The sequence below is a fragment of the Reyranella sp. genome (assembly GCF_044224635.1).
Taxonomy (GTDB): Bacteria; Pseudomonadota; Alphaproteobacteria; order Reyranellales; family Reyranellaceae; genus Reyranella.
This window is the reverse complement of sequence record NZ_JBGAKA010000038.1, coordinates 37893-50377: the sequence shown is the minus strand read 5'-3', so window position 1 is coordinate 50377 and position 12485 is coordinate 37893. Positions and strand designations below refer to the sequence as shown.

Genomic DNA, 12485 nt, shown 5'->3' with positions numbered 1-12485 from the left:
GGGTTCGCGGTCTCTACGATGCCGAGACGGACTGGGAGAGCCGTTGCGCGGCGTAGTGCGCGAAGGCAGGCAGGCTGCCCTGTCGTTGCACCAGCTCGGCGACATAGCGGCCGGTGATGGGCGCCAGGGCGACGCCGTCGCCGCCGTGTCCGCCGGCAATGATGTAGTTGGAGCAGGCGGGCATCGTGCCGACCAGAGGATGGCCGTTGGGCGTCGCCGGTCGGAAGCCGCACCAGGCGCGTACGATCGCCCCATGGCTGAGGCTCGGGAACAGCCGGGCCGCTTTGATCGCGATGGTGCCCAACGTTGCCGGGTCGAGACTAGCGTCGAGTCCCACCCGCTCCTGGGTGCCGCCGAGGAAGACGGCTCCGCTTCGTTGCGGTGTCAGGCCGACGTCGACGGAAGGCCCTGGTTGTACCGTCATCTTGCGGCCCTGCTTGCGCAGCAGCTCCTGCACCGAGGTCACCCGCACGGGAGCCGCTGCAGGCACCGGCGTCGTCTCGAGCAATTGGCCCTTGCGCGGGAATATGTCGTGGTTCAGCCCCACCCACTCGGCGACGGCCGGTGCGCCGACGCCGGCGGCATTGACGAGCCAGCGCGCGGACACGTCTTGCCCGTTGGAGTGGATGGTCCAGTTGCCTGCGACCGCGGCGACGCCATCGACCGGCGACTGCTCGCGGATCTCGGCGCCGGCCTTGCTCGCTGCCGCCGCCAACGCCCGCGTCAGCTTTCCCGAATTCACCAGGAGATCCCGCGGCGACCACAAAGCGCCCTGGATCGGTCCCTCCAGGATTGGCTGGATGTTTCGCGCCTCGCCGGCCCCGACGACGGCGATGTCGACGCCGCACGCCTTCAGTCCTTCGGCATGACGCTCGGCAAACGCGCGCTCCTCGCCCGTCTCGAAGATCACCAGCGAGCCTGCCTGGACGTAGTCGAAGGTGCCGCCCAAACAGTCCTCCAGCCAGGCGAACTCCCCGATGCCGGCCAGGGCAAGGGTGGCGTGCTCGCCAGGCGCCTTGGTCGCGAGCGAAACCGTTCCCGGATTGATGCCGGATGACCCACCCGCAAGGGCGCCGCGTTCGAGCAGGATCGGTCGCAGGCCGAGACGAGCCGAATAGAACGCCACGGCGCACCCGATGATGCCGCCTCCGATGATGCAGAGATCGTATGGATTGCGCATAGCGGCCCTTCGCTCCCGTCGCTCGGATTTGGCGTACCGTGTGCGCCACGGACACGTTGCTGCGCCGCCATCTGCGTACTAGGCTGAATACAGCTGTGTCAATGCCAACGACTGCAGCCGGATCGGCGGCTCACCAGCCTTGGCCGCAAGCGAGGAATGAATGGCGCCGCAAGCCCTGATCTCCCGACGACGCACCCCGGATGCGAGCGCTGCGGACGAAAGTTATGCCGACCGCGCCTACGAGCAGGTCCGGGCTATGGTGACGACCTTCCGGTTCAAGCCGGACGAGCGGCTCAACGAGAGCGAGCTGGCAAAGAAATTGGGGCTCAGCAGGACGCCCTTGCGCGAGGCCCTGAACCGCCTGTCGATGGAAGGCTTCCTGCAATCCAGGTCCGGCAAGGGCTTCTTCTGCCGGTCCCTCGATCCCAAGGAGATTCATGAGCTCTATCAGCTGAGGGCGGCTGTGGAATGCGGCGGCGTACCCCTGGCGGCCGAGCTCGGGGATTCGCGGGAGATCGACAAGCTCTTCACGTTCCTCGACAAGACCAGCGATTGCGACGGGGCTTCGACATCGACGCTCGTCGGCTATGACGAACATTTCCACGAAGCCGTCATGCACCTCACCGGGAACCGGGAGATGCTCAAGGTTCTTCGCAACATCAACGATCGCATCAGGTTCGTACGCTGGATCGACATGGATCGTCGCGGCCGCAAGTCGACCCAGAACGAGCATCTCGAGATAGCTCGGGCTTTGCAGAAAAAGGATGTCGAGGGCTGTGTGGTGATCCTGCAGAAGCACATCTCTCGTCGCCTCGAGGAGATCACGTCATCGATTCGCGAAGCCTATGGCCTTCTCTACATGCCGAAAACGTCTCGTGCCGACAGTCCGTTCTAGGGTGCGTGCCGTGATTTCCCTCCCCCTCCATATCGGCTGGTTGTATGCAGATCTGTACGCAGGCCGTCCGTCGGGCAGATTTTGCCGATGAGCGCCAACCGGCATGGCGCGCTCCCGGGACGCGGCGCGGTCGGCACGCCAGGCGATGCCCGGCAAGCGTCGATCATCGAGTTTCGCCGGGTCAACAAGCACTACGGCACGCATCACGTCCTGAAGGACGTCGATCTCCAGGTGCGCGAGGGCGAGGTGATTGTCGTCATCGGGCCGTCGGGGTCGGGAAAGAGCACGCTCATCCGGTGCATCAACCGCCTCGAACCGATCGACGGCGGGTCGCTGCTGGTGGACGGCGTGCCGATCGAGACCAAGGAGACCGACATTCGCGCCATCCGGCGCCAGATCGGCATGGTTTTCCAGCAGTTCAATCTCTATCCGCACAAGACGGTCCTGCAGAACGTCACGCTTGCCCCGATCAACGTGAAGAAAGAACCGCGCGCCGAGGCCGACCGGTTCGCGCGCGAGCTGCTGCAGCGGGTCGGCGTGACCGACAAGGCGGACCGCTATCCGCGTGAATTGTCCGGCGGCCAGCAGCAGCGTGTCGCGATCGCGCGTGCGCTTGCGATGCGGCCGCGCATCCTGCTGTTCGACGAGCCGACGAGCGCGCTCGATCCCGAGATGATCCATGAAGTTCTCGATGCGATGAAGGACCTCGCGCGCAGCGGTATCACCATGGTGGTTGCCACCCACGAGATGGGCTTTGCCCGCGAGGTCGCCGATCGGGTGATCTTCATCGACGAGGGCGCGATCGTCGAGCAGGGACCGCCCGCTGCATTCTTCGACAATCCGCGACACGACCGCACCAAGGCCTTCCTGTCCAAGATCCTTTAGCTATCACCCGGAGGAAAGACCCATGCACCATCGCCTTCTACGCTCGATCCACGCCACGGTTTGCATTGTGCTCGGCCTGCTGGCGCCGCTCGCCGCGGTGCAGGCGCAGACCGGCGACGGCAAGCTGGAGGAGATCAGGAAACGCGGAAAGCTGATCGTCGGCGTCCGAATCGAATCCTCCCGCTTCGGCGCGCTCGACACGAACACCAACGAGGTGAAGGGCTTCGATGTCGACATCGCCAAGGCGATCAGCCGGATCATTCTCGGGCCCGATGCCGCTGTGGAGCTCGTGCCTGTGACATCGCAGAATCGCATCACTCAGCTCAACACCAACCGCGTCGATATCCTCGCCGCCACGCTGACGATCTCCCAGCAGCGGATGCGCGAGATCGATTATTCGAACGTCTATCTGCGGGTTGGCCAATCGCTGCTTGTCCGCAAGGATTCCCCGGTCCAGTCCTACAAGGACCTGGCGAAGCGCAAGGTCTGCACGACCACGGGTTCGACGCCGGATCAAACCATCCGCAAGCTGGTTCCGGATGCCGAGATCCTCAACTTCACGACCGATTCCGAAGGCTTTCTCGGACTCCGGGCAAGGCGTTGCGAAGCCTTCACCACGGGCTACCTGCTGCTGATGGACATGGTCGAAGCGGATCCGAACACGAAGATGGTGGGAGGCAAGTTCACTTTCGAGGCTTGGGGGCTCGGGATCAAGAAGGGGAACGATTCGCTCACCACGGCCATCAACGACGCTCTGATCAAGATCAAGAACGATGGGCAGTACGCGGCCTTCTACAGGAAATGGATCGACAAGACCTTGCCCGAGGATCTCGACAGCTGGTACGGGATGCCGCCCGCCGAGGCGGCCAAGCGTTTTGCCGAATCCACATCGTGACGACGCTGAGCAGGTGATGGCGTCGGGACGGGACAGGCACCAATGAGCTGGTATGTGCTCGAGGAATATCGGCAGGTGCTCCTGGACGGGCTATTGACCACGATCGCCGCGTCCGCGGCAGCCTGGGTCGTCGCCATGGCCGTGGCGCTGGTCGTTGCTCAGCTCAGGCTGGTCCGCTCTGGTCCCGTGCGGGCATTCGGCGCGGCCTATGTCGAGTTCTTCCGCAACGTCCCGCCGATCGTCATCATTTTCTTCTTTTTCTTCGCCCTTCCCAGCGTCGACGTGGAGATGTCGCCCTTCATGGCCGTCGTGCTGGGTGTCGGGCTGTACGGCGGCGCGAACATGGCCGAGGTGATCCGCAGCGGGATCGCTGCCGTGCATCCTGGACAGCTCGAATGTGCGACCGCCTACGGAATGTCCTATGCGCAGGCCATGCGCCTGATCATCCTGCCGCAGGCGATTCGCAATGTGATCCCGCCGCTCGGGAGCGAATCCATCAACGTCATCAAGAACACGTCTCTCGGTTCCGCCGTGTCGTTGGGCGAGATTCTCGGCGCGGCGAACTTCGTGGGCTCGCATACCTTCGCCTATTCGGTGGCGTTCCTGGCGGCGGCGGTCCTGTACTTCCTTCTCACCCTGCCCACGGCCGCGGTCGTCAACGCGTTGGAGCGGGCCATGGCGAGGCGCTAGCGATGTCCGATCTCGGTTGGCTGTTCAACGCCGGCGTCATGCGACTGCTGGCCAATGGCCTGGCAGTGACGGTGCTGCTCGCCGTCATCTGCGGAGCGCTATCCTTCATCATCGGCAATCTGCTGGCGCTGGCCCGGATGTCGCAACTCGCCGTCGTGCGATATCCGGCGGTGATCTATATCGAGGTCATTCGGGCGCTGCCGCTGCTGCTCTTCATCTTCGCGGTGTACTTCCTGTCGAAGCCGGTTTTTGGCATCAACCTGGAACCCTTTCCCGCGGCGGTGATCGCGCTTTCGGGATTCACCGGTGCCGTGACGGCCGAGATCATGCGGGCCGGGTTCCTGTCGGTGGAGGCGGGTCTCATTCAGGCGGCAACCGCCCAGGGCTTCAGCGACCTGCAGATCTTCCTGCAGATCCGCTTTCCCCTGGCGCTGCGCCGCATGGTGCCGGCGCTGGTGACCCAGATGACGTCGCTGCTGAAGGCGACGTCGCTCGTGGTCGTCATCGGCGTGCCGGAATTCTTCGAGCGCGCCGTGCTGTTGACGACGCGGCCGCCGTTCCAGCCGGTGCCGGTCTATCTCCTGGTGGCGATCGTGTACTTTCTGATGAATTACGGCCTTTCCGTGCTCAGCAAGCGGCTGGAGCGGATGGAGGCGGGCGGGCTGAAGCATGCCTAGCGCCAACCGGAACCGTTCGAAGCGACAAGACTGGACCTGCGACCGATGAAGATCACCGACGTCGAAATCATTCCCTACCGCATTCCCTACCATCGGGTGCACCGGATCACCACGCTGACGCTGTCGGCGCTCGACAACGTCATCGTCCGGCTGCGCACCGACGACGGTGTCGAGGGGATTGGCGAGTGCGTGACCGAGGCCAAGTGGAATTCGACGGTCATGGAGGCACACGCGGTCATCCTGGAGAGATATCTCGCGCCGGCAATCGTCGGGGCCGATCCGTTCTCCATTCGCAGCGTGTGGCGACGCATGGACGAGGCCGTCAATGGCCAGTTGCCGGCCAAGGGCGCGATCGACATTGCGCTTCACGATCTCATTGGAAAGGCCCTGGGCATTCCCGTCTGGCGCTATCTGGGCGGCAGCAACGAGATACCGGTCGCGGTCGAAGGGCCGGGCTACGGCATCGGCTTCATGGAGCCCGCGTCTGCCGTGGAGCTTGCCTTGAAGGGAATCTCGGCGGGGTGTCGACAGATCGAGATCAAATGCGGGCACCCGCAGGGTCCACGGCACGATCTGGCGGTGATCAGGGCCGTGCACGAGGCCTGCGGTCCCGACGTCAGCCTGAAGATCGATTGCACGGAAGGCTACAGCTTCAAGGATGCGCTCAAGTACCTGCCGCTGTTCGCCGAGGCCAACGTGGAATGGGTGGAGCAACCCTTGCCGCGCCACGAGCTCCGCTCGCTCGCGGCGCTGCGGCCGCTGGTGCCCAACAAGATCGCCCTGGAAGAGAGCATTGGGGCGCCGGCCGACATTCTCCGGGTCGCGGAGATGGGAGCGGCCGACGGGATCCATGTCAAGCTCGCTATGCTCGGGGGCGTCAGCAAGTGCATGGAGATTGCCACGATCTGCGAAGCGGCCGGCCTCAGCGTCCTGCCCGGTTGCTCGACCGCATCCGGGATCGGCCTGGCGGCAGCGCATCATTTTGCGGCCTCGATCGACGGCGCGCGCGGAACGCATGCCTCACCGCTGGCGCGGGCGGTCGATGACCTGATCGTCGATCCGTTGCCGCCCTATCCGGCGGAGGTACGCCTGACCGACGCGCCCGGCCTTGGCGTGCAGGTCGACTGGGCCAAGGTCGCGAAATACAAGGTCTGAGGATGGGCCTGAGGATGACCGGCGCAACATCGGTACGAACCTACGATGTCGTGGTCGTCGGCGGTGGCGGCGCCGGCCTCGCTGCCGCGATCGAAGCGCGATCGCTGGGGCGCAGTGTCGTCCTGCTTGAAAAGAACTCCAAGCTGGGCGGGTCGACTGCGCGCTCGGTCGGGTCTTTCAGCGCCTCCAATACTCCCCTGCAGCTGCGCCTGGGGATCCTCGATTCGCCGGACGATCATTTCGAGGACATGGGCCTGTTCTGCGCCCGCCGAAACCTGCCCGACAACACGGCGCTGCGCCGCGTGCTGGTCGACAATGTGACGGACACGTTCCGCTGGCTCTCATCGATGGGCGTGGCGTTCATCGGGCCGACCCTGGAGCCGCCGCATCGCCGACCCCGAATGCACAACGTGCTGCCGACCTCGGGAGCCTATGTCTACCACCTGGCACGCCGTGCGCGCCGGATGGGCGTCCACATCGAAGCGGAGACGGCGGTAAGCGATCTTGTTCGCCTGGATGACCGCGTGGTCGGCGTCCGAGCCGCGTGCGGCGAGGCCATGGTCGAGTTCAGAGCGAGGGGCGGCGTCGTTCTTGCGACAGGTGATTTCAGCGGCGACCGCGAGATGCGCACGCACTATATCGGCCCCGAAGTCTCCCTCGCCAAGCCGGCCAATCCGACGAATACCGGCGACGGGCATCGCATGGTCCTGGCCTTGGGCGGACGGTTGATCAATTCCCACGTTCATCTTGGCGGCGCCCGCTTCGATCCGCCGCCGCCAAGATTTCTCGCCTCCCTGCCGCCGATTGCGCTGGTCACGAAGCCGATGATCTGGGCGCTCGACCTGCTCCCGGCCGGGTTGCTGCGGCCGTTCGTGATGAGCTTCCTGACTGCCGTGCTGCGCGCCTCCGCCAACATGCTCAAGGAAGGCGGGCTGATGATCAACCGGGAGGGCCGTCGCTTCACCGACGAGCTTGGCGATCCCAATCTCGATATACCCCAGCAGCCCGAGGGGATGGCGTATTTTCTGCTCGACGGCGAGCTGCGCGAGAAATTCTCTCATCCGCCACACTATGTCTCGACGGCCCCGGGCATCGCCTACGCCTATCTCCCCGACTACCGGCGGAGCCGCAAGGATGTCTATCACGAGGCGCGGGATCTGGCCGGTCTGGAGCGCAGGCTCGGAATGACGCCGGGCTCGCTGCAGCGGACGATCGTCGAATACAACGCAAGCGCCGCCGCTGGTCCCTCGCCTCGGCGACCGTTCGGAGCGGGCCCCTATGTCGCCCTGGGACCTGTTCGCTATTACATCACCTACGCCGATTCCGGAGTCGCGGTGGATGAGCGGCATCGAGTGCTGGGGCAGGGCGATCGCGCCATTCCGGGGCTTTACGCCGCGGGCTTCATCGGCATGGGAGGCATGCTGCTGGAGGGGTTGGGTCACCACATCGGCTGGGCCTTCACATCAGGTCGCCGGGCAGGCAGGCACGCTGCCCTTGCAGCCGTGAGCGGCGGCTGAGCCGGGAACCCCTGCCAGCCGTTGCCACAGTCCGTCGTCGCGTCGAGCTACCGCTCCCGATCTGCGCTTTGAAGCAGTCGAGCGCGTCGTCGTAGGGGGCGCTGGCGATCGAGTAGGCGCGCAGCAGCGGCTTGCCGTCGACCTCGAGGCCGATCATCGTGAGCTGCCCGCTGGCGAAGCGGAAACCCTTATCGCGGGTGGTCCTGAAGCTGAACAACTCGTCGGTCCAGTGGTGGACTGACTGCACGATCTCGTTCCTCAAAGAACTCAAAACACGCCTCCGCCGGCCGCGTGGCCAGGCTGTCGTCAATCAATTGCAGGGATGGCGATGGCTGTGGCAGTGATGCAGAAGCGGCGTCCCGAAGCTCAAGGGAGACCATACATCGCACGCGCGTGCCGGCCTCCCTCACGCCTGTCCGCCGGCAATTGCGCGATTGACGACCCGCGAGGCCTCGGTTAACCCCCGCACTCCCCTGGAACTCCCACCCGTGCCCGATTCCGCCCTGTCCCCTGCGTTCGACGCCCATCTCGCCGGCCATCCCGCCGGCCTGCGGCGGACGTTTGCCATCATCTCCCATCCCGACGCCGGCAAGACGACGCTGACCGAGAAGCTGCTGCTGTTCGGCGGCGCCATCCATGTCGCCGGGGCTGTCAAGGCGCGTGGCGAGGCGCGACGGGCGCGCTCGGACTGGATGAAGATCGAGCAGCAGCGCGGCATCTCGGTCACCACCTCGGTGATGCATTTCGAGTATGGCGGCGCGGTGTTCAATCTCCTGGACACGCCGGGCCACGAGGATTTCAGCGAGGACACCTACCGCACCCTGACCGCGGTCGATTCGGCGGTGATGGTGATCGACGCCGCCCGCGGCATCGAGGCGCGCACCCGCAAGCTGTTCGAGATCTGCCGCCTGCGTGACGTGCCGATCATCACCTTCATCAACAAGCTCGACCGCGAGGCCAAGGATCCGATCGAGCTCTTGGACGAGATTGCCTCGACCCTGGCGCTCGACGTCGCGCCGATGACCTGGCCGACCGGCTCTGGGCAGGCGTTCAAGGGAACCTACGACCTCGCGCGCAATCGCATGCTGGTGTTCGATACGGCCGACCGCAGCCGCATCGGCGAGGTGATCGAGAACTACACCATCGCCGACGACCGGCTGGCCGAGGAGGTCGAGCTGGTGCGCGCCGGCTATCCCGCCTTCGACCTGGAGTCGTACCGTGCCGGGCACCTGACGCCGGTGTTCTTCGGCAGCGCCTACAACAATTTCGGCGTTCGCGAGCTCCTCGACGCGCTGGCCGCGTGGGCGCCGCCGCCGCGGCCGCAGCCGGCCGAGCCGCGGCCGATCGATCCGGTCGATCCCAAGGTCGCTGGCTTCGTCTTCAAGGTCCAGGCCAACATGGACCCCAACCATCGCGACCGCATCGCCTTCCTGCGCCTGTGCAGCGGCAGGTTCCGGCGCGGCATGAAGCTCACCCAGATGGGCACCGGCAAGGTGCTGTCGGTCAACTCGCCCATCCTGTTCTTCGCCCGCGAGCGCGAGATCGTCGACGAGGCGTGGCCGGGCGACATCATCGGCGTGCCCAATCACGGCGTGCTCAGGGTCGGCGACACGCTGACCGAGGGCGAGACGGTCAAGATCACCGGCATTCCCAACTTCGCGCCGGAAATCCTGCGCCGCGTGAAGCTCGAGGACCCGATGAAATCCAAGCAGCTCAAGCGCGCGCTCGATGACCTCGCCGAGGAGGGCGTGACCCAGGTGTTCCGCCGCATCATCGGCGGCGATCACATCGTGGGCGTCGTCGGCGAGCTGCAACTCGACGTGCTGAAGACCCGCGTCGAGGCCGAGTATCAGATCAAGATCGACCTCGAGCCGGCGCCGTTCGAGACGGCGCGCTGGATTTCCGCCGACAGCAAGGCAGATCTCGAGGCTTTCATGTCGGTCAACCGCGGCGGCATGTCGGAAGACCGCGATGGTTCGCCGGTCTTCCTGGCGCGCAATGCCTGGGAGCTTGGCTACATCGCCGAACGCTCGCCGAAAGTACGCTTCTCCGACATCCGCGAGCGGGCGTGAGCGAAGCATTCGATGCCGGAAGTCTTTCCGATCAGGCACTGCTTAAAGATCCGTCGCTGCGCTCGGGATGACAGCAGGGTTGTGGCCACATCCTCGTTGTCATCCCGCGCGCAGCGAGGGATCTTTCTTCATGTTCGGTAGGCTCAACCAGCGACCCTAGCGCCAAGGAAGCAAGATGAGTGAAAAGGTCACCCGCATCGACCCGGGGCCGCGGCTCAGCGAGGCAAGCGTCTACGGCGACCGCATGTACCTCTCCGGCATGATCCCGGAGGACACCTCGCTCGACATCGCCGGCCAGGTGAGGCAGGCCCTGGCCGAGATCGATGCGCTGCTGGCGCGCGGCGGCAGCGACAGGAGCAGGATCCTGAGCGCCGTGATCTGGCTGGCCGACATCGCCGACTTCGCCGCCCTGAACGCGGTGTGGGACGCCTGGGTGGTGCCCGGCCAGACGCCGGCGCGCGCCACCGTGCAGGCCCGCCTGAACGACCCGAGGATGAAGGTCGAAATCATGGTCGTCGCGGCGCGCTAGGCTCTGCTAAGGTCGCCGCCGCCTGGAGCCAACGAGGAGAGGAGAAGACGATGAGCGTCAAGCGTATCAATGCCGGTCCGCGCATGAGCAGCGCCGTGGTGCACGGAGACACGGTCTATCTCGCCGGCCTGACCGCCGACGACACCAAGGCCGACGTCAAGGGCCAGACCGCGCAGATCCTGGCCAAGATCGACAAGTTCCTGGCCGATGCGGGCACCGACAAGTCGAAGATCCTGTCGGCCAACATCTGGCTGACCGATATCACGACGTGGAGCCAGATGAACGAGGTGTGGGACGCCTGGGTCGCCCCCGGCAACACGCCGGCCCGCGCCACCGTCGAGGCCAAGCTTGCCAATCCCGCCCTCAAGGTCGAGATCATGGTGCAGGCGGCGAAGTAAGCTTTCGCCTCCCGCCACTGTCGAAGGGCCGGCGATAGCCGGCCCTTTTTCATTCCGGGGTTGGCATACATTGCCGCGGCAAGGTCGTGTGCACTCGATTGCACACGCTGGCGGCTGCAACAGCGAGCCATTTCGGCTGGGCCGCCTGCCCGCCCGTGCCGCGAGGTGATATCGCCTGCGCTGAAGCTGCAGGCAAACCGAGGACATGACCGTGATCACCAACATCGACGACGACCGATGCACCGCTGACGCAGTTCCCTCTCGCCGCGTCAGTGCCTGGTCCTTGATTCCACCGCGAGAATTGGAGGTCATTGTAGTCTGTCGACCGGCGCGCGGGCAACGGCACCTGGACAAGTCTCTTCGCTTGCGATCCGGAGCACGTGCAATCAATTGCACAAGCTCATGGCCGACAACGTGGTCCGATTCGGCTGGCCTGCCGACTCGCGAAATGTCCTGATCAGTGGGGCGGCGAAACTGCGAGCGAACCGATGAACACGATCATGATCGCCGGCATCGAAACCCGACCTGCCGTCAACGCGACGCCATTCCGATGCATCAGAGCCAGGACGTTGCGCGGTGCGCGGGCGGGAGCGGAACGGCCATAGGCGCCTATGAGCGGAACGGCCCGCAAGCAGGATGACGAACGAGACCCTGTTCCGGTGCTTTCAGATTCCCTGATCTCGTGTGATCAAATCCCTGTTAATTTTTTTGCTTTCCCTGTTCCAATTCCCTGTTCGGCGACGGGCAGGCGACCGACGAGATGAGCCAACGCCTTGGAAAGGCAGACGTTTTCATGTGTCAAGACCTCGTGGCAGACACCTCGTGCCGGTTTTGCGGGCGCAACCCTGGCGCGACTATGGAGGGCGGAGTCGCCGTATGCGGCAGCTCACGTGTTGCCGGTCACCCGCAGCACGAATCGGATGACGGCATCGAAGGCGTCCGACAGCAGCCAGTTGAGGACGTTGAGGTTGATGCCGAGCTGGCTGCCGATCAGGGGCAGGATAAACAGCAGGCCGATGATGATGAACATGCCGTAGGGCTCGAGCCTGGAGAGCGGCACGGCGAGAAAATCGGGCAGCAGGCCAACGGCGACGCGCCCGCCATCGAGCGGCGGCAGCGGCAGCATGTTGAAGACGGCGAGGATGACGTTGAGGATGATGGTGTTACGGAGATTGTCGACCACCCAGGGCACCGCCTGCGGCGGCAGCAGCGGCAGGGCGTGGGCGAGCAGGCCGGCGATGAGGGCGAGCGCGATGTTGATGCCCGGACCGGCCGCCGCCACCAGCACCATGTCCTGCCGCGGCTTCTTCAGCATGCGGAAATTCACCGGCACCGGCTTGGCGTAGCCGAACAGGAAGGGCGCATGCGACAGCAGCAGGATACCGGGCAACAGGATCGTGCCGAACGGGTCGACATGCTTCAGCGGATTGAAGGTGACGCGACCCAGCCGCTCGGCGGTCGGGTCACCGCGCCGGGAGGCGACGAAGGCGTGCGCCGCCTCGTGCAGGGTGATCGCCAGCAGGGCAGGGATCACCCAGGTCGAGGCGGTGTACAGCGTCGACAGCAACTGCTCGTTCATGATGGTTCCCGAC

Annotated in this window: 13 protein-coding genes; 10 read left to right on the top strand and 3 right to left on the bottom strand. The window is 65.0% G+C overall.

Annotation, left to right across the window (positions count from 1 at the left end):
• Positions 1-13 precede the first annotated feature (13 nt).
• Entirely contained in the window at positions 14-1180 is a 1167-nt protein-coding gene (locus ACILR9_RS27025) for an NAD(P)/FAD-dependent oxidoreductase (protein ID WP_395713078.1), read from the bottom strand.
• A 160-nt stretch (positions 1181-1340) separates the two neighbouring features.
• Between ACILR9_RS27025 and ACILR9_RS27020 the strand changes: the two genes are divergently transcribed.
• The 7 genes from ACILR9_RS27020 to ACILR9_RS26990 all read left to right on the top strand — a co-directional run bounded on the left by ACILR9_RS27020 (position 1341) and on the right by ACILR9_RS26990 (position 7894).
• Entirely contained in the window at positions 1341-2075 is a 735-nt protein-coding gene (locus tag ACILR9_RS27020; RefSeq protein WP_395713077.1) for a GntR family transcriptional regulator, read from the top strand.
• Between the two features lie 162 nt (positions 2076-2237).
• Positions 2238-2960: an amino acid ABC transporter ATP-binding protein gene (locus tag ACILR9_RS27015; protein ID WP_395713104.1), complete on the top strand. Its 723-nt coding sequence runs from the start codon at positions 2238-2240 to the stop codon at positions 2958-2960.
• Positions 2961-2982: 22 nt separating this feature from the next.
• Complete coding sequence (locus ACILR9_RS27010; protein WP_395713076.1) at positions 2983-3855, top strand: transporter substrate-binding domain-containing protein; 873 nt, start codon at positions 2983-2985, stop codon at positions 3853-3855.
• A 54-nt stretch (positions 3856-3909) separates the two neighbouring features.
• On the top strand, positions 3910-4545 hold the full coding sequence (locus ACILR9_RS27005) for an amino acid ABC transporter permease (RefSeq protein ID WP_395713075.1): 636 nt from the start codon (positions 3910-3912) through the stop codon (positions 4543-4545).
• A 2-nt stretch (positions 4546-4547) separates the two neighbouring features.
• Positions 4548-5222 carry an amino acid ABC transporter permease gene (locus tag ACILR9_RS27000; RefSeq protein ID WP_395713074.1) on the top strand — a complete coding sequence of 225 codons (675 nt, stop codon included), beginning with the start codon at positions 4548-4550 and terminating at the stop codon, positions 5220-5222.
• 45 nt (positions 5223-5267) lie between these two features.
• Positions 5268-6377, top strand: coding sequence for a mandelate racemase/muconate lactonizing enzyme family protein (locus ACILR9_RS26995; RefSeq protein WP_395713073.1), 1110 nt, complete (start codon positions 5268-5270; stop codon positions 6375-6377).
• 14 nt (positions 6378-6391) lie between these two features.
• A complete protein-coding gene (locus ACILR9_RS26990) occupies positions 6392-7894 on the top strand; it encodes an FAD-dependent oxidoreductase (protein WP_395713072.1) in 1503 nt (500 codons plus the stop codon).
• Here ACILR9_RS26990 and ACILR9_RS26985 read toward each other — a convergent pair.
• Entirely contained in the window at positions 7836-8141 is a 306-nt protein-coding gene (locus ACILR9_RS26985) for a hypothetical protein (protein ID WP_395713071.1), read from the bottom strand. The genes ACILR9_RS26990 and ACILR9_RS26985 overlap by 59 nt on opposite strands.
• A 241-nt stretch (positions 8142-8382) precedes the next feature.
• Between ACILR9_RS26985 and ACILR9_RS26980 the strand changes: the two genes are divergently transcribed.
• From ACILR9_RS26980 to ACILR9_RS26970, 3 genes are all read left to right on the top strand, one after another.
• Positions 8383-9966 (top strand): peptide chain release factor 3, encoded by a 1584-nt coding sequence (locus ACILR9_RS26980; protein ID WP_395713070.1) that lies wholly within the window; start codon positions 8383-8385, stop codon positions 9964-9966.
• A gap of 175 nt (positions 9967-10141) precedes the next feature.
• Entirely contained in the window at positions 10142-10495 is a 354-nt protein-coding gene (locus tag ACILR9_RS26975; protein ID WP_395713069.1) for a RidA family protein, read from the top strand.
• Positions 10496-10545: 50 nt separating this feature from the next.
• Positions 10546-10893: a RidA family protein gene (locus ACILR9_RS26970; protein WP_395713068.1), complete on the top strand. Its 348-nt coding sequence runs from the start codon at positions 10546-10548 to the stop codon at positions 10891-10893.
• A gap of 886 nt (positions 10894-11779) precedes the next feature.
• Here the strand turns inward: ACILR9_RS26970 and ACILR9_RS26965 are convergent.
• Positions 11780-12472, bottom strand: coding sequence for a site-2 protease family protein (locus ACILR9_RS26965; RefSeq protein ID WP_395713067.1), 693 nt, complete (start codon positions 12470-12472; stop codon positions 11780-11782).
• Positions 12473-12485: the final 13 nt, after the last annotated feature.

Coding starts and splice junctions, on each gene's coding strand:
- ACILR9_RS27025 (WP_395713078.1), bottom strand. CDS start 1,180: ATGCGCAATCCATACGATCTCTGCATCATCGGAGGCGGCATCATCGGG.
- ACILR9_RS27020 (WP_395713077.1), top strand. CDS start 1,341: ATGGCGCCGCAAGCCCTGATCTCCCGACGACGCACCCCGGATGCGAGC.
- ACILR9_RS27010 (WP_395713076.1), top strand. CDS start 2,983: ATGCACCATCGCCTTCTACGCTCGATCCACGCCACGGTTTGCATTGTG.
- ACILR9_RS27000 (WP_395713074.1), top strand. CDS start 4,548: ATGTCCGATCTCGGTTGGCTGTTCAACGCCGGCGTCATGCGACTGCTG.
- ACILR9_RS26995 (WP_395713073.1), top strand. CDS start 5,268: ATGAAGATCACCGACGTCGAAATCATTCCCTACCGCATTCCCTACCAT.
- ACILR9_RS26990 (WP_395713072.1), top strand. CDS start 6,392: ATGACCGGCGCAACATCGGTACGAACCTACGATGTCGTGGTCGTCGGC.
- ACILR9_RS26975 (WP_395713069.1), top strand. CDS start 10,142: ATGAGTGAAAAGGTCACCCGCATCGACCCGGGGCCGCGGCTCAGCGAG.
- ACILR9_RS26970 (WP_395713068.1), top strand. CDS start 10,546: ATGAGCGTCAAGCGTATCAATGCCGGTCCGCGCATGAGCAGCGCCGTG.
- ACILR9_RS26965 (WP_395713067.1), bottom strand. CDS start 12,472: ATGAACGAGCAGTTGCTGTCGACGCTGTACACCGCCTCGACCTGGGTG.